We start from the raw sequence: 25,570 nt of genomic DNA on the forward strand, positions 1-25,570 counted from the left end.
TGAGCTCTACAGGCGCGCGATCGAAAGCGCACCATCGAGATTGATGACCGAGCCGGTGGCGAAGCCGAGCCGCCCGCCGGCCAGCATCGCCACGGCCGTGCCCACATCCTCGGGCTGGCCCCAGCGCCCCGCCGGCACCAGCCCTTCGGAAATCAAGCGGTCGTATTTGCTTCTGGCAGCGGCCGTCATGTCCGTCGCGACAATGCCGGGCCGCACCTCGAAGACGGCGATCCCGTGCGGGGCAAGCCGCAGCGCCAGCGTCCTTGTCCACATGGAAAGGGCAGCCTTGGACATGCAATAGTCCGCCCGCTCCGGCGAGGCCATTTCGGCGCTCACCGAGGTGATGTTGACGATGCAGCGCGGGTTGGCGCCCGGCCTTTCCAGCATGGCCCTGGCGACCGCCTGGCTGAGGAAAACCCCGCCGCGCAGATTGACCGCCATGACGCGATCGAAATTCTCGGGCTTGAGCTCCAGGAGGTCGCCACGCACGGGCGAGCCGATGCCGGCATTGTTCACGTAGCAATCAATGGAGCCGAACGCCGAAAGCGCGGCATCCACGATCGCCGCATGGCTTGCCAGATTGGAAACATCCGCCTGATGAAAGGCAAAGCGAACGCCCGCGGCCTCTATATCGGCCCGCAATCGGGAAACGCCCTCGTCGCGCAGATCCGTGACCACCACATCGAAGCCCTCGCCGGCGAGTGCCGTGGCGACAGCGCGGCCGATGCCGCGCGCCCCGCCCGTTACGAGTGCGACGGCCCGGCTCATGACAGCTCCTTGCGGCGGATGTGATCGGCAACGCGCAGCGCCTGCGCTGCGATGGTGAGAGCCGGATTGACGGCGGCGGAAGAGGGCAGGAAGCTCGCATCGACCACAAAGAGATTGCGATGGTCGTAGGAACGGCAATAGGGATCGAGCGGCGCGCTTGCCGGATCGCGGCCGATGCGCACGGTGCCACACTGGTGCGACGGCGTGCGCTTGTCGAAGGGTCGCGACAGAACGATGGGATAGCCGGTTGCCCGGCAGATCGTGCGCATGCGCCGCGTCAGGCGTTGAAGCGACTCCAGATTGGTGCGTCGCCACTGCAGAACGATCTCACTGCCATCCACCATCACACGGCTTTCGGGATCTGGCAGGTCCTCCGTCATCAGATACCAGTCGACCGAGTGGGCGGCGATGAAATTGGCCGCGGCTGCGGGCAGCAGGGGAACATTGGGACGCAGAATGTCGCCTGAAATCTTGCCCAGAAGCTGGACATTGCCGAGAGGCTTTCCGCCCTCTCCATCCCCCAGGTAGAAATCGTTGAAGCCCAGGGTCTTCTGATAGATGCTGTCGTTCCTCCGCCGCGGGTCGATGGCCAGCATCGCGGCACTGTTGTGGTTCATGAAGTTGCGGCCCACCTGGCCGGAGCTGTTGGCAAGCCCGCCGTCCTCGCCCGAGCGCAGCAGCAATGCGGCCGAATTGACCGCCCCTGCCGAAAGGATCACCAGCTTCGGGCTTACCGTCCTTTGCTCGGCCCCCACCCGATAGTGAATGCGGGCAATCGACCTGCCGTCGCGGCTTGCCTCCAGCCGCTCCACCCTGGCCCCTGTCTCCAGGCGGACGTTTTCGTCCTTGAGGGCTGCGGCCAGCGCACAGCTTTCCGCATCCATCTTGCCGCGGCCGGCATTGGGAAAGGCATCCCACGGCGTGGCGGCGCGCTGCAGCCAAAGCGCGTGGTCGACACCGAGCGGCAGCGAGGCCGGATTGAGGCCGATCTTGCGCAGCCGCTCCCGCAGGCGCGCAATCGGCGGCTCGTCCGGCACGGGCGGAAAGGGATAGGGCGCCGAGTGGGGAGGCTCGGTCGGGTCCTCCCCCAGCGTGCCGCGCACGTTGAAGAGCGCCTCGGCCTTCGAATACCAGGGTTCCAGCTCCTCATAGGGAAAGGGCCAGGCGGGGGAAAGGCCGCCATGGTGCTCGATCTCGCAGAAGTCCTGCCGCCGGAAGCGGATCAGCACCGCGCCGTAGAATTTGGTGTTGCCGCCGACATAGTAGTAATTTCCGGGGTTGAACGATCCTCCGCCGGCCTCCCGCCACATCTCCTTCGGGCGAAAATGCCCCGCTGCGAAAATGGCGCGCGCGTCGATGCATTCGGGCGTGTCGGCAAGGCGTTCGCCGCGCTCCAGAAGGAGGATCGAGGCGCCGCTGTGCGCGAGCCCGGCGGCGACACTCGCCCCGCCCATGCCGGTGCCGATGATGACGATGTCTGGTGAGGTCATGGGCAGAGGCGTGTCCTCACAGAATCCGGTTCTCGGTTTCCGGGTCGAAGAAGACGCTCTTGGAAAGGTTGAAGGTCAGCGGCGCGGTTGTTCCAGGCTGGATGTTGGCATCGGCGCGCAAGCGTGCAATCACGCCCTTGCCGCCCAGATGCGTCACGGCGAATGTGTCCGAACCGGCGGGCTCAACCACCTCGATGAAGCATTCGGTCTGGGCGATGCTGGCGGCATTGCGGTCCGCGCCATCGGGGTCCGTCAGCGCCTCGGGCCGCACTCCAAAGATCACGCTCCTGCCCTTGTAGGCGGCAAGCCCCTTGGGCGGGCTTGCCAGGGGCAGGGTGACGGGCGGCGCCGAAGGACGCTCCATTTCGATTGCCAGCCCGCCCGCGCCGTTGGTGATCGTGGCCGGAATGAGGTTCATCGCGGGCGAGCCCATGAAGTCGGCGACGAAGGTGTTGATCGGATTGTTGTAGATCTCCGACGGCGTGCCGAACTGCTGCAGAACGCCGTCCTTCAGGACCGCAATCTTGCTGGCCAGCGTCATCGCCTCGATCTGGTCATGCGTCACATAGACGATTGTGGTGCCCATGCGCTGGTGAAGCCGCTTGATCTCGGTGCGCATGTCCACGCGCAGCTTGGCATCGAGATTGGAAAGCGGCTCGTCGAAGAGAAACACCTGCGGATCGCGCACCAGCGCGCGGCCCATGGCCACCCGCTGGCGCTGGCCGCCGGAAAGCTGGCTTGGCTTGCGGTCGAGCAGGTGGTCGATCTGAAGCATTTCGGCGACGCGGGCGATCGCCTTCTCGCGCTCCGGTTTGGGCACGCCGCGGATTTCCATGCCGAAGCCGATGTTCTGTGCCACGGTCATGTTGGGGTAGAGCGCATAGGACTGGAAGACCATGGCGATGTCGCGTTTCGAGGGGTGCAGGTCGTTCACCCGCCGCCCGCCGATGCGGATCTCGCCGGCGGTGATCGGCTCCAGCCCGGCAATGGTGTTGAGCAGCGTGGACTTTCCGCAGCCCGACGGTCCCACCAGCACCAGGAAGCCGCCTTCCTCGATCTCCAGATTGATGCGCTTGAGGACCTGAACGTTACCGAAGGATTTTTCCAGGTCGATGATCTGCAGGAAAGACATGTGAGCTTACCCCTTGACCGCGCCGGCCATCAGACCGCGCACGAAATAGCGGCCGGAGACGATGTAGACGATCAGGGTCGGCAATGCGGCCATGATCGCGCCGGCGAAGTGGACATTGTATTCCTTCACTCCCGTAGAGGAGGAGACGAGGTTGTTGAGCGCCACCGTCATGGGAATGGAGTCCACGCTGGCGAAGGAAGCACCGAACAGGAAATCGTTCCAGATATTGGTGAACTGCCAGATGACGGTGACCACGATGATGGGCCCGGAGGAGGGCAGCAGGATGCGGCGGAAGATCTGGAAGAAGCTGGCGCCGTCGATCTGCGCCGCCTTGACCAGTTCGCTCGGGAAGGCTGCATAGTAGTTGCGGAAGAAGAGCGTGGTGAAGCCAAGACCGTAGACCACATGGACGAGCACCAGGCCCGGGATCGTGCCAGCCAGCCCCAGAATGCCCAGCATGCGTGCCATCGGGATGAGCACGATCTGGAAGGGGATGAAGCAGGCAAGCAGCATCAGGCCGAAGACGATGTCGGCGCCGCGGAAGGTCCATTTGGTAAGCACATAGCCATTGAGCGCGCCAAGCGCGGTGGAGATGAAGACGGCAGGCACCACCATCAGGATCGAGTTCATGAAATAGGGCTTGAGCCCCGTCGGCTGAACGCCGATCTGCGCCGTCGCCCAGGCCTTCAGCCAGGGTTCGATGGTTCCCGCCATCGGCAGGGACAGCATGTCGCCCTGGCGGATCTCGTCGAGCGGTTTGAGCGAATTGACGAGCATCACGTAGAGCGGCAGCAGATAGTAGATCGCAAACAGGATCAGGGCCGCATAGATAAGCGCGCGCGCGAGCCGGTTGGGAGCCACCGTCGAGCTGGCGCGGGATGCCTCGAGCGGGCCTTGGCTTACGGCACTCGTCATCGTTTTACCCCCGTCCTGAGCTCGGAATAGAGATAGGGAATGATGATCGAGAAGATCATGATCATCATGATGATCGCCGAGGAGGCGCCGATGCCCATCAGGTTGCGCGTGAAGGTGTAGGAATACATGAACGTGGCCGGCAGCTCCGTCGCCTGGCCGGGCCCGCCCCCCGTCAGCGCGATGACGAGGTCGTAGGCCTTGATGGCAAGATGGGCGAGTACGACGAATGCGGAGAGGAAGACCGGCCGCATCAGCGGGATGATGATGCGGCGATAGGTCGTGAAGGCCGAGGCGCCGTCGATCTGCGCGGCCTTGATGATGTCGGAATCCACGCCGCGCAGCCCGGCGAGAAACATCGCCATCACAAACCCCGACGACTGCCAGACGGCGGCAATGACCACCGTGTAGATCGCCATCTGGCGATCCTTGATCCAGTCGAAGGCGAAACTCTCCCAGCCCCATTGGTGCATGGTGTGCTCAAGCCCGATGCCCGGGTCCAGGAACCATTTCCATGCCGTGCCCGTGACAATGAAGGACAGCGCCATCGGATAGAGATAGATGGGTCGCAACAGGCCTTCTGCACGGATCTTCTGATCGAGAAGGATGGCCAGGAGAAGGCCCAGAACGCTGCAGATGAGGATGTAGAGCGAGCCGAAGATGGCCAGGTTGGTGATCGCCCGCCACCAGTGCGGCAGCTTCCACAGGCGCTCATAATTTTCGAGGCCGACCCAGTTGTAGGAAGGCAGGATGCGCGAATCCGTAAAGGAGAGATAGCCCGTATAGGCGATGAAGCCATATACGAACACCAGTATGAGAAAGAAACTGGGGCTCAGCACCAGCTTCGGTATGTAGTCCTGAAGACGCTCCTTCACGGCGTTTCCTCCCGCCCGGGTGCACCCGGCGGCCGAAGCCGCCGGGCGTCGTTTCGAGTTCTGCGCTTGCTTACTTGAAGGCTTCGACCGCGGCCGCAAGCTCCGCCGGCGCCTCGTCGGTCGAGATCTCGCCGTTGAAATGCCGTGTGATCACGTCATACATGGCGTTCTTGACGGCTGCCGGATTGGCATGGCCGTGCGCCATGGAGCCGAAGAGCGTGCCATTCTCATTGGCTTGCGCGAGATCGGCCATTCCCTTCTTGCCGCAGTCATCGAACTCTTCGTCCGAAATGTCCGTGCGGGCGGGCACCGACCCCTTCACCGTGTTGAAGGCGATCTGGAAAGTGGGATCCATGATGGCCGAGGCCATCTCCTTCTGCGCGGCCTGCAGATCCTCGCCCACCTCGAACATTACGAACTGGTCGGAGTTGAAGGTGACGGCACCCTGCGTCCCGGGGAAGCGGATGCAGACGAAATCCTCGCCCGTCGTCAGGCCGGCATTCAGGAACTCGCCCTTGGCCCAGTCGCCCATCATCTGCATGCCGGCCTCGCCCTCGATCACCATGGCCGAGGCCAGGTTCCAGTCGCGGCCGGAGAAATTGTCATCCACATAGGAGCGCAGTTTCTCCATGCGGGCGAAGGCCTCGCGCATCGTCTCGCCGCTGAGCGCCGCAGGATCGAGGTCGATCATCGACGCCTTGTAGAAGTCGGTGCCGAGCGACAGCACGACGGCGTCGAAGATGGTCGCATCCTGCCAGGCCTGGCCGCCATGGCCGAGCGGCGTGATGCCGTTCTCCTTCATGGCGTCGAGGACGGCGATCAGCTCCTCCCAGGTTTCGGGCGCCTTGCCGCCAGCGGCATCCAGAGCCGCCTTGTTGATCCACACCCAGTTGGTGGAGTGCACGTTCACGGGGGCGGCAATCCAGGTGCCCTCATATTTTGAGAATTGCTTCAATGCGTCGGGGACGACCGCATCCCAGCCCTCCTCGGTGGCCACGTCGTTGAGATCCGCGACGACGCCCTGCTGTGCCCAGTCGAGAATGTCGAAGCCCAGCATCTGCACCGCGGTCGGCGCATTGCCGGCCGTCACCCGGGCGCGCAGCGCCGTCATGGCCTGCTCGCCGCCACCGCCGGCAACCGGCATGTCGGCCCAGGTGATGCCCTTGGCCTCCAGATTCTTCTTGAGCACGTCAAGCGCTGCCGCCTCGCCGCCCGACGTCCACCAGTGCAGAACCTCCACACGTCCGCCATCCTGGGCATGGGCCAAGGCGGCAAGGCCCGAAGCCAGAACGGTACCGATCATGAGTTTTCGCAACATGTTGCTACCTCCCTTGTTGCAGGTCTTCCGGCGTTTCCTGCCGGATCTTTCGCAAAGCTACCCGAGCCACCAGTTGGTTCTGGGTCCCTTGTGAAACTGGATTGTCTTCTCCTCCGTATAGTCCTCCACCGCGCGCAGGCCGAGTTCGCGGCCAAGGCCCGACTGCCGATAGCCGCCGAAGGGCAGCTCCGGAAATCCGTCCATGAAGGTGTTGACCCACACCGTGCCCGTACGCACCCCGCGCGCCACGGTCAGACAATTGTCCATGTTGCTGCTCCAGATGCCCGCCGACAAGCCATAATTCGTGTCGTTGGCGATGCGGACCGCCTCCTGCGCGTCGCGGAAGGCAAGCACGGTGAGAACCGGGCCGAACACCTCTTCGCGCGCGATCGCCATGGTGGAGCTGGCACCGGCGACGATGGTGGGGGCCAGATACTCGCCGGCCGATGCGCTAAGCGCCTTGCCACCCCGCACGATCCGCGCCCCATCGCTGGCTGCGCCGTCGAGATAATCCCGGATCTTCTGTGCATGCGCGGCCGAGATGATGGCGCCCACCTTGGTGCCTTCATCGAGCGGGTCGCCCACCGTGACCCGATCGGTCAGCCGGCCAACCTCGGCCAGGAAGTCCTCGGCGATCGCCTCATGCACGATGAGGCGGCTTCCGGCGTTGCAGCACTCGCCGGCGTTGAAGAAACCGCCGAAGACGGCCGCATCCGCTGCCGCCTCGAGATCGGCATCGGGAAAGACGATCTGGCCGTTCTTGCCGCCAAGCTCCATGGCGACCTTCTTCAGGGACGTGCTAGCTGCGGCCATCGTGAGCTTGCCGACACGCGTCGAGCCCGTAAACGAGACCATGTCGACGCCTGGATGGCGGGTGAGCGGCGCGCCCACCTCCTCGCCGGTGCCCGCCAGCACATTCACCACGCCTTCCGGCAGGCCGGCCGAAAGCAGGATTTCGCCCAGCACGAATGTGGAGGCGGAGGTCATCTCGCTCGGCTTGACCACCGCCGTGCAGCCGGCGGCCAGGGCAAAGGGCAGCTTCTGGCTGACGATCAGGAACGGGAAGTTCCAGGGCGTGACGATGCCGACCACGCCGATGGGCTCGCGCACCACCACCCCCAGCATGGCCTCCCCGAGATTGGCATAGGATTCGCCATGCAGCGTGCGCGCGAGGGCCGCCGCATACCGCCAGATGTCCACCGCGCCGGCGATCTCGCCGCGTGCCTGGGCAATGGGCTTGCCCGATTCCAGCACGTCCAGACGGGCGATCTCCTCCAGGCGCATCTCGATGAGCTCGGCCGCCTTCAGCAGAACGGAGGCCCGCTCGGAAGCCTTCATGCGCGGCCATGGGCCCGTCTCGAACGCCCGGCGGGCGGCCTCGACGGCGGTGTCCACCTCCTTCTCGGTGGCCCGCGCATAGCGCGAGACGACGAAACCGTGGCCGGGGCTGGCCCGTTCGATCACGCCTCCATCGGCAGCATCGACGAAGCGCCCGCCGATGAGGAGCTTGTAGGAGGCGGGGTCCCTGTCTGCTTCCGGCGGCAGTGCAATGGTCAGCGCAGCGGTCATCTGGCGTCTCCTCCTACTTGCGGCCGAACTCGGGCTTCCGCCTGCCGCGGAAGGCGGCAACGCCGGCTTGCAGATCCTGTGTCAAGGCGATGAAGCCGCTTGCCAGTGCTTCCGTGGCGGCAGCGCCTTTCTCGCCCTCGGCAACCGCGATCATCATCTTCACCGCTTCGGTGGCGAGAGGGCCGCGCACGGCAATCTCTTCGGCCCAGGCGCGGGCCTGCTCCAGGCCCTGGCCGGTTTCGGCAAGCCGGTCGACCACACCCAGCGCGTGGGCGGCTTCCGCCTGCAGCACCTCCCCGCCCAGGGCCATGCGCCTGACGGCCTGCACGCCGAAGCGGCGGACGGCGCGCTGCGTGCCAGACCACCCGGGCACCACGCCGATGGAGGCTTCGGGAAACCCCAGCTTCACATGCCGCTCGGCCACCCGAAAGTCGGCGGCGGCGGCCAGCTCCAGCCCGCCTCCCAACGCATGACCGGCGATCACGGCGATGGTGGGCGGGCGCAGGCCGGCGAGGCGGTCGAACACGCGGTGGCCGAGACGCACCCAGCGATGCTGGAAATCGGCGGCAGACAGCGCCGACCACGCCTCCACATCGCCGCCGGCGCAAAAGCCCTTGCCCTCGCCGCAGAGCAGAACCACACGGATTTCGGCTCGGTTCTCCACCTCGTCCAGCCGGCGGGCAAGCGCCTCCAGCATGGGGATGTCGAGCGCGTTGAACTTGTCCGGCCGCGCGAGGGTGATCGTGCCCACAGGGCCGTCGACCTCCAGCCGCACCAGCGCCTCAGCCATGATCGCCTCCACCGAGACGCAACCCCATGGGGGCCTCGCGATAGAGCGCTGCGGGCATCGTCTTCAAGGTGTCGGCGAGACGCAGCGGTATGTCGGCCTGGGAAAGCACGTCGCGCTGCAGGTCGATGCCGGGCGCAAGCTCGGTCACAAGCAGACCATCCGGCACAAGCTTCATCACGCAGCGTTCCGTCACATAGGTGACGTCCTGCCCTTGGGCGACGGCACGACGGCCGGAGAAGGAGATCTGCTCCACCTTGTCGACGATCTTGTTGACCTTGCCCTCCTGTTCGACGCGAATGCCATCCTCCATCAGGGCAAGCTTCGCACCCGCCTTGAAGAGGCCGGAAAAGACGATCTTTCTGGCACGGGCGGTGATGTCGACGAAGCCTCCGGCACCCGCGGTCACATGCGGCCGCGCGGAAAGCCTGGAGACGTTCACCGAGCCGTCGCGGTCGATCTGCAGGAAGGAGAGAAGCGTGGCGTCAAATCCCCCCGCCTGGAAATAGGTGAACTGCTGGGGGGAGGGCATGATGGCCTCGGCGTTGGAGGCGCAGCCGAACTTGAAGTCAAGCAGCGGCACGCCGCCCACGGCCCCCTGCTCGATGACCCAGGTGACCTTTCCGTGCTGGCCCTCCTCGAGCAGGATGCGCGGCACATTGGCCGAGATGCCGAAGCCGATATTGACCGCCATGCCGTCGGCAAGCTCCATCGCCACCCGCCGCGCAATCACCTTCTGCACGCTCATCGCCGGGGTGGAGAAAGAGGAGAGCGGACGGAAGATCTCGCCGGAAATGGCCGGATCGTAGGGCGTCTGGGTTGTCTGGAGCTGCTCGGGGGCTACCACCACATGGTCGACCAGGACGCCGGGCACGCGCACATCCTGGGGCTTCAGCGTTCCGCTCTGCACGATGCGCTTGACCTGGGCGATCACCACGCCCCCATTGTTGCGGGCGGCCAGCGCCTGGTCGAGCGCGCCGAGATAGGCTCCCTCATGCTCGTAGGTGAGGTTGCCGCGCTCGTCCGCCGTGGTGGCGCGGATGATCGCCACATCCGGCACGATGGCCCTGAAATAAAGCCATTCCTCCCCGTCGAACTCCACGCGGCGCACGATGGGTTCGGCCGCGGCGGCATTCATCGCGCAGCCCCCGTGGCGCGGGTCGACGAAGGTGTCGAGGCCGACCTTGGTCAGGACGCCGGGCCGCTTTGCGGCGGCCTCGCGATGCATGTCGAAAAGGATGCCCGAGGGCACATTGTAGGCCGCCACCTCATTGGCGCCGATCATCTGCCAGATAAGCGGCGGCTCGGCAGAGGAGGGGCCGGAGGGATAGGACCCGCAGAGGGTTCTCTTCAGGAGGCCCGGTCTTGCCAGATGGTCGATGCCCTTGATGCCATACATGTCTCCCGCGGCGATCGGATGAAGCGTGGTGATGGCGCGCGGATGCCCCTCGCGCGCAAAGCGCTCGCCGATTGCGGCCAGCACGAGATCCGGGCAGCCCAAACCGCTCGAGGAAGAGACCGAGACGACCGCCCCGTCGCGGATGAGTCCCGCTGCCTGTTGCGCCGTGATTTCCTTGCTCACCTGCCGCTCCCCAGTTGCGGATCGATGGACACGCTGCGGCCCTTACGCGCCGATTCGAGCGCGGCCTCGGCCACGGCAAGCGACCACACCCCGTCCTCGCCCGTGGCAGAGGGTGCCCCTTCGCCGCGGATGGCGGCATGGAACTGACGCAGGGCGCGCGTGTAGAGGTCTTCCCGATCAAAGCTCAGCTCTTCCTCCCCGGCGGCCGTGTGCAGCATGAGCGTGCCGACCGGCTTCTGGGTCATGACGTCGCGGGCAATGAGCGAGCCCTCCGTTCCGTGCACCTCGAAGCCGGTCCCGGCATATCTGACCGTGAACGACTCATGGGTCTGCGCGATGAGGCCGGAGGAAAACTTCATCACCGTCATGGCACCGTCTTCAAGACCGCCGGAGGCAAGCCCCGCCGACTGAACGACGGCCGAGATCTCGCTGGGGTCTTCGCCCAGCACAAAGCGCAGCGTATCGGCGTCGTGCACCGTAATGTCGAGCACCACACCGCCGCCGGCCTCCGGCCGCCTTATGCGCCAGCCCTGCAGATGTTCCGGCAGGTAGACGGCATGGAAGACGCGCGCGGCGATCGGCCTGCCGATGCGGCCGGCCGCAATGGCCTCGCGCATGGCGCGGTGAGCGCCGGCATTGCGCAGGTGATGGTTTGTGCCCATCACCACACCGGCCTTGCGGCAGGCGGCGACCATCTTGCGGGCCTCCGCGCTGGTCAGCGCCAGCGGCTTTTCGCACAGTACGTGCTTGCCGGCCCTGGCAGCGGCGAGCGTCTGTTCAAGATGCAGCTCGTTGGTGGTGGAGATATAGACAGCATCGACCGGCGAGCCGAGCAGGGCATCGAGATCGCTGAAGTGATGGGGGATGCCGTTGTCGCGCGCATAGCGCTCGGCGCGCCCCGCATCCGAACTCATAACGGCCACCACCTCGCCATCGGGCTGGCTGCGGATGGCGTTGATCATGAACTGGCGTGCGATCGTGCTTGCGCCGATCAGTCCCCATTTTACCGTCATTTCAGGCTGCCCTTCCTTTCGAAAGTTCCGGCCCGCAGCTTGCGCGGACCATCAGGTTGACGGCGCCGATGTGATCTTCGGCGTGCGTTGTGCCGCCACGGATCATGTTGAGCATCATGTGTGCCGCCCGCTCGCCGAGCCCCGCCGTATCGACGGCCACGCTCGTGAGTGCGGGAACATAGTGCTGGGCCTCCGCGACATCGTCGAAGCCGACGATCGCGAAATCCTGGCCGGGCTCCAGCCCGCGCTTGCGCAGCCGGATCATCGCGCCGAAGGCCACGGCATCATTGAAGCACAGGGCGGCCGAAATCTGCGGGTCGCGGGCAAGCGCCGTCTCCAGCGCGCCCATGCCGCCCTTGCGGTTGGTGTCGGCCTCCACGATCAGCGCATCGTCCACCTCGATGCCGGCGGCCGCCAGCGCCGCCTTGTAGCCGCCGACGCGCTGGTGGTAGACCACCATGTCGGGAAAGCCGCCCAGAAAGGCGATGCGGCGATGCCCCTTGCCGATCAGATGACGGGTGCCGACGAACGCGCCCTGATGGTTGTCGGGCGCGACAACGGGCACGCGGCTGCCGGGCAGCCGGCGCATGACGAAGAGGACCGGCAGGCCGCTGCCGCGGATGCGCTCGAAAGCGTCGGGCCGGGTGCCGTGGGCGGGGGAGACGATCAGGCCGGAGACGCCCTGCTCCATGAAGGATTTCACGACCTCTTCCTGCCTGACCGGATTCTCCGCCGTGTTGGCAAGGAAGGAGACGAGGCCGGCCGACTGGAACACCCGCTCGATGTCCACCGCAAGTTCCGCGAAGAAGGGATTGGTGAGATCGTTGATGATCATGCCCACCACATTGGAGTGGGCCTTTCTGAGATTGGCCGCGCCGCGATTGTAGACATAGCCCACTTCCTCGATCGCCGCCCTGACGCGGGAGGCGGTTTCGGGCCGCACAAGCGGGCTGCCCTGCAGGACGAGCGACACGGTCGACTTCGACACGCCGGCGCGCTGGGCCACGTCGAGAATCGTCGCCTTCATGCGATTGGCCATTTCCTCCCTCCACCTCCTGCGAGGCGGTTTGTATGGAACGTTCTAATTCCTCGCTGCCCGCCCGTCAAGCGGGATGTCCTGTCTCGCTGTTGAACTCTCCGAAGAACCTTAAAAAATATGACGATTTAGGAGAGCGCAGGGCAGGAAGATGTGCAGTGGATGTTCTCCGTCCTCGCATCGAGAGGGACTCGAGAAAAATTGGAACGTTCCATTTATTTCGCCTGTTCGGTTTTCTTTCGATGGCTCGACCCTGCGCAGCCGGGCAGCGGATGGGCGCCGTTCCGCCAGACATCCTTGACCGACCCGAGCCGGTCATCGCCCGGCATCGGGCTGGATCTCCCGGGATTTCGCCGGCAGCGCTTGAAAACCATTCGCCGCGCTCCCAGATGTGCCTCGTCCGGGCCCCTCTGGCAGTGCTTGCGGCACTGCGATGTCGGACTGCGAGTGAGCTGCGGCATGCGCATCTTGCCTGTTGGTCGATCCTCGTCGAAGGCCCCGTCGTCCTCCAGGCAGAAGGTGAAGGCCGCAGCCCGAATGGCCGCGGCACGGCCGGAGCATGGAGAAAGACATGACACGCCCGAACGAAACCATGGCGGGCTCACGCGGGACCACCGGACGGATCACGCCGTTCGATGCATGCAAGCCCCCCGATACGCCGCGCCCAGGCTTCCCGGTCTGCGATCTGAGCGGGCGGTGACTGCCTGCCCGCGGGCGCGTCTTATCCCTTCAAGTTCATCCAGCCTCCCCGCATGGGAGAGCACGCGGAACAACATCAATGGAATCAAGCATCTGGCTCTGGGTCGGGTTCAACCTCTTCGTCATAGCGCTTCTCGCCTTCGATCTCGGCGTCCTCCATCGCAAGGAGCGCGAGATCAAGGTGGGCGAAGCCCTTTGGCTCAGCCTCTTTTATGTCGTGCTCGCTCTCCTGTTCGGGGCCGGGCTCTTCTGGCTTCGGGGCACGCAGGACGGAATCGACTTCCTGACAGGCTATCTCATCGAGAAGTCACTCAGCGTCGACAACATCTTCGTCATCGTCCTGATCTTCACCTACTTCTCCGTGCCCGCGCAGTATCAGCACAGGGTGCTCTTCTGGGGCATTCTCGGCGCGCTGTTCATGCGCGGCGTTCTCATTTTCGCCGGCGTGCAGCTCATCCATCAGTTTGCGTGGATGGCCCTTCTCTTCGGCGCCTTCCTGATCGTGACCGGCATCAAGATGCTGATCGTGGCCGATCAGAAGCCGGACCTTGAGAACAACATCGTCCTCAAGGCGGTGCGGCGACGGTTCCGCCTCACCGAGACCTTTCACGGCAAGCGCTTCTTCGTTCGCCAGAACGGCCTGCTTTATGCCACGCCGCTCTTTCTCGTGCTCGTGATGATCGAGTTCACCGATCTGGTCTTTGCGGTGGACTCCATCCCGGCGATCATCGCCATCACCACCGATCCCTTCATCGTCTACACCTCCAACGTGTTTGCGATTCTGGGATTGCGCGCGCTCTATTTCGCGCTGGCGGGCATCGTGCCGCGCTTCGTCTACCTGAAATACGCGCTGTCGCTCGTCCTCGTGGTGATCGGCTTCAAGATGATCGCCAACTACTTCTATGGCGGCAAGTTCGTGCCCACGGAGCTGGCCCTGCTCATCACCGTGGTCCTCATCGGCGGCTCGATCATCCTGTCGCTCATCCGCACCCGCGGCATGGCGCCCGAACCGCAGACCCTGCCCACCGGCTGGGTGCCAGGCAGCCCGGTAAAGGAGACAGCCGACAGGCGAGATGGAGCCGAATAGCCCGTCCGCCGGCCCCGATGGGGGGCAAGCCTTCGGGGGAGGGAAACCTGGTCCCCTCCGCTGCCTGCCGCCGGAGAAGCTTCGGCGGCAGGCGCGCTGGAGGTTGTGCATTGGGGCAGGCAAAGCCCGCTGGCGATCAATGGTGCTTCCGGCATTGCGCGCCTGCATGCCCGGCGGTGGTCAGCTCTCGCAGCGGCCTCCATCCAGAAGGGGCTGCCTTCAAGAGCGCGCGTCAGTTCGCTGCGGGAATGGGGCAGCTCAGATCGCCTTCCTCACAGTTCAGATAGCCCTCGAAGTCCTCGATGCGGGACTGTGTCAGCCCATCCATGCACATCGCGACGAGGGCAGGGGCAATGCTCCCTCCAGCCGCCCCGGCAGTCTGGAAGTTGCACTCCGCATCGCGAAACCGGATCCAATCACGCTGTGCTTGAATGAGCAGTTTCTTCGTGTCGGCGTCGTCCGAAAGGCGGGCTTCAATTCGCTTGTAGAGCTCATTGAGCTTCTTGTCGGACGTATTCAAGGCCGCAATGGCACACTCGGTCATGCCTCCTTGCGTCTCCATCTCGATGCACTTGCTCATATCCTGAGCAAAGGCGAAATTCGGCGACACCAGAGCGACGCCAGCTATCAGTATTGCTGCGCATCTCATGATCTATTTCTCCTCGGTAGTGTGCACACAGTCCAGGGCTTTCAGGATTACTTCAGATGCCCGTCCCCGCCGCGGTCGGCCGTACGAGAGTCCTTGGGGTTGATAGTGGTCGGTTTCGAGTGGGGCAAGCGCCAGGCGCGGGGCCGTCGGATTACTCAAGCGCCCAGCGCGCTTCTGCTGGGGTCTTGTTGCCGATCTGGGAATGCGCCTGACGGTGCTGTCATCAAAGCGCCAGAGGCCCGGCTTGCGACGGGCATCGGCCAGGCTGCCGTCGAAGCTCTTGATGAAGGTCTGCTGTGGGCGGATAGAGCGCGCCGATTCCCGGGCACTGCGCGGGTTGCCGCTGCTGGAGACCGCCGGGCCGGCGGCCTCCGCTGCCACGGTGTTCAGTGCTTGGCGAAGTTCGCCGCTATGCGCTGCTGAAGGTAGTCGTGCGCGGTGATCGGATCGTAGCGTTTCTCCGGCCCCTGGATGACCGCGTCCTTGTTGGCCTGGCAGAAGAAGGCCATGGAGTAGCGTGAGCCCTGGCTTTCGTGGGGCTTGGGCATGCGCACACGGTGCAGCGTGGAGAGCAGCTTGTCGTCGCTCCAGCGCATCAGCATGTCGCCGATGTTGCAGGTGACGACGCCGGGGGCGGGTTCCACGTCGGTCCATTCGAGCTCACCGGCTTCCTTGCCCGGACAAAGCTGCAGACCGCCCTGGCCAGGGCGTTGATGCAGGAGGGTGAGGCAGTCGAAATCGGTATGCGCGCCGGCTCGCCACATTTTGAAGTCCTCCGGCTTGGCGTTCTCCATGCCGAGATAGTGGAGGAGGCGCAACGTGCTCTGGTATTCGGGTGATTGCGGATCGTGACGATCGGTGAAGAAATCCGGCGCGAAGCCGAGTTTCAGGCGGAAGCATTCGAGCACCTTCATGCCGAGCGCCCAGTTCGCCCGCTCGAAGGAAAGCATCACCGCCTTGAAGCCCGAAAGCTCCTCGCCGCTTGGCCAGAGCTTTTCCATGCGCGGCAGGGTGATCTGGTAGGATTCCTTGTGGTCGGCGGTTCCCGTGGAGGGGCGCACCTGCGCCTTGTACTCCCAGCCCGCATTGGTGCCGCCGACCAGCGGATACTTCGCTTTCACCTCGCTTGGCAGGGCGAAGAAGCGCTCGGACATCGCGAAGGCCTCATCGACCTGTTCCTGGGGGATGCCGTGATTGACGAGCTGGAAAAAGCCGATTTCCGTCGCCGCCGTCCACAGCGCGTCGGCGATCTCCTGCTTGCGGCCCTCGTAGTCGCTCATGTCGATGCGCGGCACGTGGCGCTCTTTCTCCCCGCCTTCGCCGCCGAAGGTGGTTTCCTTGTTCAGCTCGGCAAGGCCATAGTCAATCCTTTGCATGGGTAAACTCCGTTTGTTGAAGCGCGGTCGGACCGCAATTTTTCAAAGGAGCAATGACCGGCGCCGGAGGCGTTGACTGCTTCTACTCCCGGATTGTGACGGGATGGGCGCTCCCTATGCCGTTGCCCGGAACCTCCCTTCGTCGTGCTTGTTGGCGATGCGTGCGACGATGCGCGTCGCATCGGCAGCGAGCCTTTCCATGTCGAGCCAGGGAAGACGCCCGTTCTCCACGACCGGACGACCGGCGACAAAGCTTGCGCGGACACGCGGCTGCCCGCCGGAAATGACAGGTCCCAACACGCGGTCGTGCTGGCCGAAATAGCGGGGTGCATCGAGGTCGAAGATGGCGATGTCGGCCTGCTTGCCTGGCTCCAAGGTGCCGATCGTCTCGAAACCCAGTGCGTGGGCTCCGCCGGCGGTCGCCCAGTGGAGGACGGTTTCCGCATCAACCGCCCCAACGCCCTTTTGTGCCCTGTGCAGCGAGAAGGCGGAATAGAGCGCGGAGATCATGTCGGCGGCCTCGTTTGCTGCAGCACCATCGACGGCGAGCGAGACTGTGCCGCCCAGTGCGTGGAGCCGGTCGGCAGGGGCGATGCCCGAGCCGAGCCTGGCATTGGCCTGTGGGCAGTGCGCCATGGCCGATCCGGTCTTGGCGAGAAGCTGCAACTCACCCTCGTCGCATTCCACCAGATGGGCGAACCAGACATCCGGCCCGAGCCAACCATGCTCCGCCAGCCAATGGACCGGCCGCCTGCCGTAATGGGCCAGCGTGTAGTCGACATAGTCCATGTTCTCCGAAAGGTGCGAATGGAGCCGCACTCCCATGGCCCGCGCTGCCGTGGCGATCTCCTTCAGCTCCGCCTCATACAGCGAGAAAGTTGGCGTCGTGGGCGCGAATGCGACGCGCCGCATGGCGGTGGGCGAAGGGTCGTGCCAGCGCCTCACGGCTGTTTCGACGGAAGCGATCATCCGGTCGAGCCGCTCGACGGGAAGCGGTGCCGTTTGGTCGGTATCGAAGGCCCGCCCCTTCGTGGCACCGCCTCGTGCGAGCACGAAGCGCAGGTTGAACCGCTCGGCGGTTTTAAACAGGACGTCGAGGGGATCGAAGTCGTAACGATCCGAGAAGAAATAGTGGTGGTCGGCGACGGTGGTGGTGCCGGAAAGCGCAAGCTCGGCAAGGCCGACGGTGGCGGACACGCGCAGCGCCTCTTCATCGATGCAGGCCCAAAAGGCATAGGGCACCAGCCGGAGCCACGCCGCGAGCGCCTCATTCATGCCCGCAGGCACGGCCTTGAGCACGCTTTGGAAAAGGTGGTGGTGGGTGTTGATGAGGCCGGGCGTGACCACGGCGCCCGATGCATCGACGATCCGCTCACCGGGAAGCGCGGCAAGGCTTCCGATCTCTGAGATCACGCCGCCGCGCACGCGGATGTCGCTTTTGGCGCGTGCCGCCGCGCCTGGGCGGCCGGTCAGGATGCCCAGCGCGCCCTTGATGAGGAAGTCGCTCATATCCGCTCCTTCGGCAGGCTCCAGGGAAACCAGAAGCGCTGGGCCAGCGTGACGATCTGGAACAGGATGAGCGACAGAAGGACGAGGACAACGAGCCCCGCCCAGGCCTGCTGCACCTGGAACATGGAGGTGGAAAACTGGATGAAGTAGCCGACGCCCTTCTCGGCGGCGACGAACTCGGCGACGACGGCACCGATGACGGCGAGCGTCACCGATATCCTGAGCGCCGAGAAGATATAGGGTACCGCGTAGGGAAAACGTATCTGCGTGATCTCGCGCATGACCGGCGCACGCAGGCTGCGCGACAGTTCGATCAGTTCGGGTGGCGTTGCCATCAGCCCCGTCGTGGTGGAGACCACCAGCGGAAAGAAAGTGATGAGACAGGTAATGACGACGCGCGGCAGGTCGCCGGAGCCGAGAGCCACGATGATGATGGGCGCCACTGCCACCACCGGCGTGGACTGGACCACCACGAGGATGGGGTAGATTGCCCGCGAGAGGACCGCCGAGCGGGCAAGCATGACCGCGACCGGCAAGGAAACGACAATGGAGACGACGTAGCCGAGCAAGGCAACGCGGAGCGTCGCCCAGACATGATCGATCCAACGCATGACGGGGATGCTGTCGAAGCCGCCGAGAACGCGGCTTGGCGCCGGCAGGACGAAGGGCGGGATTTGGAAGATCCGGCAGGAAGCCTCCCACACGAGAAGGACGACGATGAAAGTGGCGGCCGGCAGCAGGCCGGGCGCGCGGAATGCCCGCCTTGCGGTCCGTCGCCAGGTAAATTCCACCTCATGCCGCGCGCTTGAGGAGGAGGCTTCGGAGGTGTCCGACATAGTCATGCATCACCTTTTTATTGCTCGTCTCGATGCCGCGCGGACGGTCGATCTCGATCGTCAAGTCCTCGATCACGCGGCCCGGCCGTTCGCTCATCACCAGAACACGGTCGGCCAGAAGCACCGCTTCGCCGATCGAATGGGTGATGAAAAGCACGGTCTTGGGCTGCGCCTCCCAGATGCGCAGCAGCTCTAAGCCCATCTCTTCGCGCGTCAGCGCGTCGAGGGCGGAGAAGGGCTCGTCCATGAGCAGGATGTCGGGATTCATGAGCAGCGCGCGGGCGATGCCGACGCGCTGCTGCATTCCGCCCGAAAGTTCTGCCGGGAGGCGTTCCTCGAAACCTGCAAGCCCCACCTTGGCAAGAAGCGCGCGAGCGCGCTCCCGGTCCTGTGCCTCCACGCGGCCCGTCTTGTGACGCAGCGGGAAGACGGTGTTGTCCTCCACATTCGCCCAGGGCAGAAGTGTCGGCTTCTGAAAGACGATACCAATATCGTCGCGCGGCTCGGTTACCTCCAGGCCGAACACCTCGACAGCGCCCCGCGTCGGCTGAAGGAGCCCTGCCACGAGCCGCAGCAGCGTGGACTTGCCGCAACCTGAAGGGCCGAGCACCGCCACGAACTGGTGCCGCGCGATGCTGGCCTCTACGCCGTCCAGGGCTTCGAGCACGCCCGTAGCGGTTTCGAACGCTTGGCCCACGCCGGAAAAACGGATGGCATTGGGGCTTCTCGCCACTGGTCAATCCCCCGGCAGGAAGCTGCGGTCGACCGCCGTCTCAGGATCGAGTGCGCCTAGATCGAAGCCCTGAGCCTGGGCTACGCGCTCCCATGTAGCCTTGAGTCGGTCCGGCTCGAAGGCACCCAGCCCGTCCTTCTCCGTCACTTCGTTGAAGATGAGGACCAGCGCGTCCCGGAGCGAGCCTTCCACGTTTTCCACCTGCAACTCGGGCACCATGGCCGCAACGGCTTTAGCGGCTTCTGCCGGATTTTCCTTGGAGAACTCGACCGATTTCCTGAAAGCGGCGATGAAGCGCTTGGCGACCTCGGGCCTTTCCTCCAGAAACGTGTCGGATGCGACGAGTGCCGCTGAATAGAGGTCGAGGCCCGCCGCCGACCAGGGCAGCACGACGAGCTCTTTGCCGGCCTGGTTCGCCTGCCCCTGGTAGCGCGAGAGATCCGTCAACCAGGCAATGATGACGTCGCTGGCCCCCGTCATCAGCATGGGCCCCAGAGCGCCTGGATCGGCCTTGGTGAGAGTGATGTCGCTTTCGGACATGCCGAGGTCTTTGAGCACCAGCGGCAGGTAGACGTTGGATTCGGTGAAGGGCGAGGTGGCGACGGTCTTGCCCTTGACGTCCGCTATCTCCTCCATTCCGTTGCCGGCAAGCGTGTAAAAGGCGTGCGGGCCCTTGTTGAAGATCGACATGACGGCGGTCACGGGCACATCCTCGGTCGCCTTCGCCGCCATGACCGCTCCCAGTCCCGCCGAGCCGATGTCGGAATTGCCGGTGGCAAGTTTTGTGATGGCTTCCGACGAGCCGCGGCCGGATTCGATCGTCACCTCCAGGCCCGCCTCGCTACAGAAGCCCATCTCGATGCAGACATAGATCGGTGCCTTGTCGCCGCCGGGCAGCCAGTCGAGCTGGTAGATCACCTTGTCGGCGGCTTCGGCATTTGCGACCGCCAGGCCTGCCGTCACGGCCGAGCTGAGCAGGCTCGTTGCAATTTTCCCTATCATTCTTCTGTTCCCTCTGAACATGCCAGTGATATTGCAGCCCGCCGATCCGAAAGGACCGGCGGGCGGACGACCATCTTGGGAGGATGTTCGCGAGTAGGGCTTCGGCATGGGCGCCTCCTGAAGAAGATCCGTCGTGCCGAGCAATGTCCCGGGCCTTGTCGCCCTGACCGCTTCTACTCATTGAACCACATGCAGGAAGCGTGCCAGTTGCGATGGTCCTTGAAATTCCTGACCTTTTTTGCGGGGATGGCCAACCCGCATCATGCAGAAGCGCAAAGTGCGGTCTCTTTCTGCCTATAATATGTGCATACTGACGCTTTGCACAATCTTTGCGCTATGTGGTCGTCATCTGATGTGTGCTGTGGACCAGACGACTTATCTTGATGTATCTAGTCATCTTTTCTGTCAGGGTGCGGCAAGGCCGCTGCGCACAGGCACGCTTCGGCACGAAATGCGTGCCGTCTCCAGAGGAGGGAGCCGCTGGCGAGACAACCCCCGTGTCGCCCCATCAACCGGCATCGGCCTTCATCATATTACCCCGCAGAGCTGGCCTGCACCTCTCAGGGGTGCTTGCAACAGATTGTATCGGAACCGCCGTGGCCTGATGCTGGGCCTCCGCTTTGTGGGATGGGCAGAGCGGCCGTTCCAGTGCCGCACGATGAACCTTGAGAAGAGGGGCGGTACGGGGACGGGTGCCAATCGGCAGCTATTGCGCATTATTTGCCATTTGGCAACATCAAGCCTATATTGGCCTGAAAGGGAGAGTGCCCGATGGCCATCCTGCAGCCCATAGACACCGTTGCCCCACATTTCGTGCCAGCGCCGATCAGCGATGCAGAGGCACAGGCCATGTTCCGCGCCGCGGTCAATCTGTTTGCGCGGTGGGGCGTCGGCGATGAGCAGGCAAGCGTGCTGCTCGATCTTCCGTTGCGCACCTATCGGCGCTGGAAGGCGGGCCATATCGGCCGCATCGACCGTGACGGGCGGGCGCGCCTGTCCAATCTGATGGGCATTCACAAGGCCCTGCGGATCATCTTTCATGAGCCGCAGCGCGCCTATGACTGGGTTTCGAGGCCGAACGCGGCCTTCGGCGGACGCACGCCGCTCGAAATCATGCTGGGTGGAGAATTGACCGATCTGATGCGCGTGCGCCGCTTTCTCGATGCCGAGCGGGGCGGCTGGTGAAGGGCAGGGGTCTCCCTCCTGTCAACCATGTTGCGTGGAAGGGGGCGGTGCGCATCATCCGCAGCGTGCACCCGCCCATCGACCTGTTCGAGGATATTGCCGATCCGGCGGACTGGCCGCTTATCCTGTCCGCCGAGCAGAAGACCAATCCCCGGCTGATGGAATCGATCGGCAATCTTGAACTCGTTCCGCCCTCCCGGCGCGTGGCGGGTCCCGGCGCGTCCTATCTGATGGCGCCCTTCACCCATGTCAGCCCCGACCGGCCCAGCCGCTTCAGCGCCGGCGCCTATGGCGTGCTTTATGTGGCACGCCATTTCGAGACGGCGCTGTGGGAGACCATCCATCACCACGCGCGCTTCATGGCCGCAAGCCGCGAACCGCCGGGCTGGACCTCGCAATTCCGCGAGATCGTGCTCGACATCGAGGCCGACCTCAACGACCTGCGCGGTGCGGCACGGCACTGGCGTGCCGCGCTCGACCCGCAGGACTACGCCGCCGCCCAGGGGCTCGGAGCGGCGCTACACGCCGCAGGCAGCGACGGCGTCGTCTATCCGAGCGTGCGCCATGAGGGGGGCGAATGCGCCGGGCTGTTCTACCCCGACTGCGCCGCCAACCCCATCCAGGGCCGCCACCTCGACTATCACTGGAACGGAGATCGCGTGGACCTGTGTCGCGACATCGCCAGTGGCCAGGTCTTCCGCGTTGTGCAGGCCGTGTAGACGGGAAGACGCGGGCAATGGCGCGCCTGGCGCCGCCCGGCGGCGGGGCAGTTCTTGAAGGAATACCCGGGCGCTTGTCGAGCCCGGGTGTTTTCGGTTGAGGGGGAGGGGCTATTCGGCGGCCTTGGGTTCCTTGGCCGCGATGTCGGGCTCCTCGCCGGTAAACGGATCGGGGGTGCGCCGATGACGGCCGGTCAGGTGCTCGCCCACCCACTCCCACAGGACATAAAGCGGCGGAATGAGAACCACGCCGACAAGCGTTGCTGCCACCATGCCGCCAAGCACGGTGATGCCCATGGAAACACGGCTTGCCGCGCCCGCGCCGCTCGCCACCGCCAGCGGTACGACGCCAAGCACGAAGGAGATTGCCGTCATCAGCACGGCTCTGAAGCGCATGTGTGCCCCTTCGAGCGCCGCCTCGACCAGGCTGCGGCCCGCCTCGCGGCTTTCCTTGCAGAACTCGACAATAAGGATGGCATTCTTTGCCGCAAGTCCGATGAGCAGCACGATGCCGATCTGGACATAGACATTGTTGGCCATGCCGAGGGCCGCGATCGACACCAGCGCACCCAGGATGGCAACCGTGACCGAGGTGATGACCGCCAGCGGCACTGACCAGCTCTCATATTGCGCGACCAGAAACAGATAGCCGAAGATGATGGCCAGCGCGAAGATGAAGCCGACCTGACCCGAAGCCGTCACCTCCTGATAGCTGAGGCCGGACCACTCGAAGCTGTAGCCGTCGGGCAGGATGCTGGCGGCCACATTGGCAAGCGCCGCCATGGCCTGGCCGGAGGAGTGGCCCGGCGCGGCGTCGCCATTGATCGTCGCCGAGGTAAACTGGTTGTAGCGGTTGATGAGGCTCGGACCGAAGCGCGTTTCGACCGTGGCAATCGTGCGCACCGGCACCATGTCGCCCTGATTGTTGCGCACATAGAGGCTTAGAATGTCCTCCGGCCGGCTGCGATATCGCTGATCGGCCGCCAGCGTGACCTGGAAGGTCCGGCCCAGCGTGTTGAAGTCGTTGACATAAACCGAGCCCAGCTGGGCTTGCAGGGTCTGGAAGAGCGCCGAGACCGGCACGCCAAGGCTTTCCGCCTTGACCCGGTCGACATTCAGGAACAGACGCGGCACCTCCGCGGAGAAGGTGGAATAGGCCGCCCCGATCGCCGGGTCGGCATTGGCGGCCACCACGAAGGAGCGCATGGTGGCGGCCAGATCCTGTGCCGACTGGCCACCCAGCGCCTGCAGGCGGAAGTCGAAGCCGCCGGTGTTGCCGATGCCGGGAATGGCCGGCGGCGGAAAGGCGACGATGTTGGCCTCGGCAATTTGCGAATAGGCCGCCATGAGGTTGGCCCGGATGCCCCGCAGACTGGTCTGCGGCGTCTTGCGCTCCTCCCACGGATCCAGCACGATCACGGCCAGGCCGGCATTCGACGAGGCGGCGCTCGAAAGAAGCGAGTAGCCGGCGACCGTGATGACGTTCGCCACGCCCGGGGTCTGCGAGGAAATCTCCTGAACGCGGGCAAGCACGTCTTCCGTGCGCGGCAGGGACGCGCCGTCGGGAAGCTGGACGTTGACGAACAACGCACCCTGATCCTCCGTCGGCACGAAGCCGGTGGGCGTGCGCGCGAAGAGATAGGCCGTGGCGGCGCCAATGGCCACGACGATGACGCCGGCCACCAGGGCACGGCGCGCAAGCATGCCAACGACGCGGGTATAGCTGTTGCGGGCGCGGTCGAGGCCGAGATTGAACCAGCGGAAGGGGCCGCTCCTCTCACGCGGCGGCCGCAGGACGGTCGCGCACATGGCCGGGCTCAAGGTAAGCGCATTGATGGCCGACAGGGTGACCGCCGCACAGATCGTCACGGCGAACTGCTGGTAGAGCTGGCCGGTGATGCCGGGAATGAAGGCAACCGGCGCAAAGATCGCGATCAGAACCAGCGTGGTGGAAATCACCGGTCCCGTGACCTGGCGCATCGCGGTGCGCGTCGCCTCCTTGGGGTCGATGCCCGGATTCTCCTCCATGATCCGCTGGACGTTCTCGACGACGACGATTGCATCGTCGACCACCAGCCCGATGGCGAGAATGACGGCAAACAGCGTGACCGTGTTGGCGGTAAATCCAAGCGCCAGAAGAATCGCAAACGTGCCGATGAGGGAGACCGGTATGGTGAGCCCCGGGATCAGCGTTGCCCGCAGATCCTGCAGGAACACATAGACGACCGCAAGCACGATCAGGCCGGTCAGCACCAGGGTGAAGATGATCTCCTCGATGGTCGCGGTGACGAAGGCCGTGGAATCGTACGTCACCTCGTATTCGAGATCATCGGGAAAGCGCGGCTCCAGCCGTTCGAGCTCGGCGCGCACCGCCTCGGCCACGGCAAGGGCATTGGCGCCCGGCGCCTGGAAGATGGCGAGGGTTGCGGCAGGCTTTCCGTTGAGTTTGCTGGTGGTGGCATAGTAACGCGCGCCGAGCTCCACACGGGCGATGTCGCGCACCCGCACCACGCCGCCATCCTCGTTGGTGCGCACCACGATGGCGCCGAATTCTTCCGGCGCGTTGAGGCGCCCGCGGGCGGTGATGTTGTATTGCAGGGCCTGGTCGTCGGCAATCGGGGGCGCGCCGATCTGACCGATCGCCGCCTGAATGTTCTGCGACTGGATCGCGTTCACCACGTCCTGCGGCGCGATGCCGAGCGCCGTCATGCGGTTCGGGTCGAGCCAGATGCGCATCGAGTACTGGAGTTCGCCCATCAGGGAGGCCTGGCCCACGCCTTCCACGCGGGCCAGCGCGTCGCGAATGTTGATGGATGTGAAATTCGACAGGAAAAGCGCGTCGTGCGTCTCGTTGGGCGAAAACACGTTGATGAACAGAAGATAGCTCGGATTCTGCTTCGAGACGGAGACACCGAGCCTGCTGACCGCTTCCGGCAGCCGCGGCGTGGCCAGTGCCACGCGGTTCTGGACATTCACCTGGGCAATGTCGGGATCCGTTCCGATCTCGAAGCTGACATTGAGCGTGAAGGATCCGTCGGCCGACGAGGTGGAGGACATGTAGATCATGCCGTCGACGCCGTTGACCTGCTCCTCGATGGGGGCGGCCACGGTCTCGGCCACGGTCTCCGCGTCCGCGCCGGGATATTTGGCCGACACCTGAATGACGGGCGGCGTGATATCCGGGTATTGGGCCACAGGAATGTTGAACAGCGCCATGGCGCCGACTAGCGTCATGACGATGGCGATCACCACCGCCAGGCGGGGCCGCTCGATGAAGATTCCCGAAATCATCG

The 25,570-nt window shown here is 64.6% G+C and carries 21 protein-coding genes and 1 pseudogene; 3 read left to right on the top strand and 19 right to left on the bottom strand.

What is annotated here, in order from left to right; genetic code table 11:
• Positions 1–6: 6 nt before the first annotated feature.
• From NYR58_RS03765 to NYR58_RS03815, 11 genes are all read right to left on the bottom strand, one after another.
• Positions 7–768, bottom strand: a complete 762-nt coding sequence (locus NYR58_RS03765) for a 3-ketoacyl-ACP reductase (RefSeq protein WP_261519127.1) — start codon at positions 766–768, stop codon at positions 7–9.
• Complete coding sequence (locus NYR58_RS03770) at positions 765–2,258, bottom strand: GMC oxidoreductase (RefSeq protein WP_261519128.1); 1,494 nt, start codon at positions 2,256–2,258, stop codon at positions 765–767. Before NYR58_RS03770 ends, NYR58_RS03765 begins: the two co-directional genes overlap by 4 nt.
• A 16-nt stretch (positions 2,259–2,274) precedes the next feature.
• The gene (locus NYR58_RS03775) at positions 2,275–3,390 is read right to left on the bottom strand and encodes an ABC transporter ATP-binding protein (RefSeq protein ID WP_261519129.1); all 1,116 of its coding nucleotides are present in this window, start codon (positions 3,388–3,390) and stop codon (positions 2,275–2,277) included.
• Positions 3,391–3,396: 6 nt separating this feature from the next.
• Complete coding sequence (locus NYR58_RS03780) at positions 3,397–4,305, bottom strand: carbohydrate ABC transporter permease (protein WP_261519130.1); 909 nt, start codon at positions 4,303–4,305, stop codon at positions 3,397–3,399.
• A complete protein-coding gene (locus NYR58_RS03785; RefSeq protein ID WP_261519131.1) occupies positions 4,302–5,177 on the bottom strand; it encodes a carbohydrate ABC transporter permease in 876 nt (291 codons plus the stop codon). The genes NYR58_RS03780 and NYR58_RS03785 overlap by 4 nt, the downstream gene beginning before the upstream one ends.
• 70 nt (positions 5,178–5,247) lie before the next feature.
• Positions 5,248–6,495, bottom strand: coding sequence for an ABC transporter substrate-binding protein (locus NYR58_RS03790; protein ID WP_261519132.1), 1,248 nt, complete (start codon positions 6,493–6,495; stop codon positions 5,248–5,250).
• Between the two features lie 57 nt (positions 6,496–6,552).
• Positions 6,553–8,064, bottom strand: a complete 1,512-nt coding sequence (locus NYR58_RS03795) for an aldehyde dehydrogenase family protein (protein ID WP_261519133.1) — start codon at positions 8,062–8,064, stop codon at positions 6,553–6,555.
• 13 nt (positions 8,065–8,077) lie between these two features.
• A complete protein-coding gene (locus tag NYR58_RS03800; RefSeq protein WP_261519134.1) occupies positions 8,078–8,854 on the bottom strand; it encodes an enoyl-CoA hydratase/isomerase family protein in 777 nt (258 codons plus the stop codon).
• Positions 8,847–10,433 (bottom strand): acyl CoA:acetate/3-ketoacid CoA transferase, encoded by a 1,587-nt coding sequence (locus NYR58_RS03805; RefSeq protein WP_261519135.1) that lies wholly within the window; start codon positions 10,431–10,433, stop codon positions 8,847–8,849. The genes NYR58_RS03800 and NYR58_RS03805 overlap by 8 nt, the downstream gene beginning before the upstream one ends.
• Positions 10,430–11,446: a Gfo/Idh/MocA family protein gene (locus NYR58_RS03810; protein WP_261519136.1), complete on the bottom strand. Its 1,017-nt coding sequence runs from the start codon at positions 11,444–11,446 to the stop codon at positions 10,430–10,432. Before NYR58_RS03810 ends, NYR58_RS03805 begins: the two co-directional genes overlap by 4 nt.
• Before the next feature lies 1 nt (position 11,447).
• Positions 11,448–12,485: a LacI family DNA-binding transcriptional regulator gene (locus NYR58_RS03815; protein WP_261519137.1), complete on the bottom strand. Its 1,038-nt coding sequence runs from the start codon at positions 12,483–12,485 to the stop codon at positions 11,448–11,450.
• A gap of 775 nt (positions 12,486–13,260) precedes the next feature.
• Between NYR58_RS03815 and NYR58_RS03820 the strand changes: the two genes are divergently transcribed.
• A complete protein-coding gene (locus tag NYR58_RS03820; RefSeq protein ID WP_261519138.1) occupies positions 13,261–14,268 on the top strand; it encodes a TerC family protein in 1,008 nt (335 codons plus the stop codon).
• Positions 14,269–14,500: 232 nt separating this feature from the next.
• On the opposite strand, the gene NYR58_RS03825 is transcribed toward NYR58_RS03820, so the two are convergent.
• The 7 genes and pseudogenes from NYR58_RS03825 to NYR58_RS03850 all read right to left on the bottom strand — a co-directional run bounded on the left by NYR58_RS03825 (position 14,501) and on the right by NYR58_RS03850 (position 20,373).
• Positions 14,501–14,917, bottom strand: a complete 417-nt coding sequence (locus NYR58_RS03825; protein ID WP_261519139.1) for a lysozyme inhibitor LprI family protein — start codon at positions 14,915–14,917, stop codon at positions 14,501–14,503.
• Between the two features lie 84 nt (positions 14,918–15,001).
• Positions 15,002–15,220 (bottom strand): annotated as a pseudogene (locus NYR58_RS20565) (IS3 family transposase); the annotation flags it as partial.
• Positions 15,221–15,303: 83 nt separating this feature from the next.
• Positions 15,304–16,293: an isopenicillin N synthase family dioxygenase gene (locus tag NYR58_RS03830; protein ID WP_261519140.1), complete on the bottom strand. Its 990-nt coding sequence runs from the start codon at positions 16,291–16,293 to the stop codon at positions 15,304–15,306.
• A gap of 114 nt (positions 16,294–16,407) precedes the next feature.
• Positions 16,408–17,802 carry an amidohydrolase family protein gene (locus NYR58_RS03835; RefSeq protein WP_261519141.1) on the bottom strand — a complete coding sequence of 465 codons (1,395 nt, stop codon included), beginning with the start codon at positions 17,800–17,802 and terminating at the stop codon, positions 16,408–16,410.
• On the bottom strand, positions 17,799–18,644 hold the full coding sequence (locus NYR58_RS03840; RefSeq protein ID WP_261519142.1) for an ABC transporter permease: 846 nt from the start codon (positions 18,642–18,644) through the stop codon (positions 17,799–17,801). The genes NYR58_RS03835 and NYR58_RS03840 overlap by 4 nt, the downstream gene beginning before the upstream one ends.
• A complete protein-coding gene (locus NYR58_RS03845; RefSeq protein WP_261519143.1) occupies positions 18,595–19,371 on the bottom strand; it encodes an ABC transporter ATP-binding protein in 777 nt (258 codons plus the stop codon). The genes NYR58_RS03840 and NYR58_RS03845 overlap by 50 nt, the downstream gene beginning before the upstream one ends.
• 3 nt (positions 19,372–19,374) lie before the next feature.
• A complete protein-coding gene (locus NYR58_RS03850) occupies positions 19,375–20,373 on the bottom strand; it encodes an ABC transporter substrate-binding protein (RefSeq protein ID WP_378074606.1) in 999 nt (332 codons plus the stop codon).
• Between the two features lie 771 nt (positions 20,374–21,144).
• Here NYR58_RS03850 and NYR58_RS03855 point away from each other — a divergent pair.
• Together NYR58_RS03855 and NYR58_RS03860 are read left to right on the top strand one after the other, a co-directional pair.
• On the top strand, positions 21,145–21,558 hold the full coding sequence (locus tag NYR58_RS03855; protein ID WP_261519145.1) for an MbcA/ParS/Xre antitoxin family protein: 414 nt from the start codon (positions 21,145–21,147) through the stop codon (positions 21,556–21,558).
• Between the two features lie 47 nt (positions 21,559–21,605).
• Positions 21,606–22,277, top strand: coding sequence for an RES family NAD+ phosphorylase (locus NYR58_RS03860; RefSeq protein ID WP_261519146.1), 672 nt, complete (start codon positions 21,606–21,608; stop codon positions 22,275–22,277).
• A 111-nt stretch (positions 22,278–22,388) separates the two neighbouring features.
• On the opposite strand, the gene NYR58_RS03865 is transcribed toward NYR58_RS03860, so the two are convergent.
• Positions 22,389–25,568, bottom strand: a complete 3,180-nt coding sequence (locus tag NYR58_RS03865; RefSeq protein ID WP_261519147.1) for an efflux RND transporter permease subunit — start codon at positions 25,566–25,568, stop codon at positions 22,389–22,391.
• Positions 25,569–25,570 lie beyond the last annotated feature (2 nt).

The sequence above is a fragment of the Chelativorans intermedius genome (genome assembly GCF_025398255.1).
GTDB classification, from domain to species: Bacteria; Pseudomonadota; Alphaproteobacteria; order Rhizobiales; family Rhizobiaceae; genus Chelativorans; species Chelativorans intermedius.

Coding starts and splice junctions, on each gene's coding strand:
- NYR58_RS03765 (WP_261519127.1), bottom strand. CDS start 768: ATGAGCCGGGCCGTCGCACTCGTAACGGGCGGGGCGCGCGGCATCGGC.
- NYR58_RS03770 (WP_261519128.1), bottom strand. CDS start 2,258: ATGACCTCACCAGACATCGTCATCATCGGCACCGGCATGGGCGGGGCG.
- NYR58_RS03775 (WP_261519129.1), bottom strand. CDS start 3,390: ATGTCTTTCCTGCAGATCATCGACCTGGAAAAATCCTTCGGTAACGTT.
- NYR58_RS03780 (WP_261519130.1), bottom strand. CDS start 4,305: ATGACGAGTGCCGTAAGCCAAGGCCCGCTCGAGGCATCCCGCGCCAGC.
- NYR58_RS03790 (WP_261519132.1), bottom strand. CDS start 6,495: ATGTTGCGAAAACTCATGATCGGTACCGTTCTGGCTTCGGGCCTTGCC.
- NYR58_RS03795 (WP_261519133.1), bottom strand. CDS start 8,064: ATGACCGCTGCGCTGACCATTGCACTGCCGCCGGAAGCAGACAGGGAC.
- NYR58_RS03800 (WP_261519134.1), bottom strand. CDS start 8,854: ATGGCTGAGGCGCTGGTGCGGCTGGAGGTCGACGGCCCTGTGGGCACG.
- NYR58_RS03810 (WP_261519136.1), bottom strand. CDS start 11,446: ATGACGGTAAAATGGGGACTGATCGGCGCAAGCACGATCGCACGCCAG.
- NYR58_RS03815 (WP_261519137.1), bottom strand. CDS start 12,485: ATGGCCAATCGCATGAAGGCGACGATTCTCGACGTGGCCCAGCGCGCC.
- NYR58_RS03820 (WP_261519138.1), top strand. CDS start 13,261: ATGGAATCAAGCATCTGGCTCTGGGTCGGGTTCAACCTCTTCGTCATA.
- NYR58_RS03825 (WP_261519139.1), bottom strand. CDS start 14,917: ATGAGATGCGCAGCAATACTGATAGCTGGCGTCGCTCTGGTGTCGCCG.
- NYR58_RS03830 (WP_261519140.1), bottom strand. CDS start 16,293: ATGCAAAGGATTGACTATGGCCTTGCCGAGCTGAACAAGGAAACCACC.
- NYR58_RS03835 (WP_261519141.1), bottom strand. CDS start 17,802: ATGAGCGACTTCCTCATCAAGGGCGCGCTGGGCATCCTGACCGGCCGC.
- NYR58_RS03840 (WP_261519142.1), bottom strand. CDS start 18,644: ATGACTATGTCGGACACCTCCGAAGCCTCCTCCTCAAGCGCGCGGCAT.
- NYR58_RS03850 (WP_378074606.1), bottom strand. CDS start 20,373: ATGATAGGGAAAATTGCAACGAGCCTGCTCAGCTCGGCCGTGACGGCA.
- NYR58_RS03855 (WP_261519145.1), top strand. CDS start 21,145: ATGGCCATCCTGCAGCCCATAGACACCGTTGCCCCACATTTCGTGCCA.
- NYR58_RS03865 (WP_261519147.1), bottom strand. CDS start 25,568: ATGATTTCGGGAATCTTCATCGAGCGGCCCCGCCTGGCGGTGGTGATC.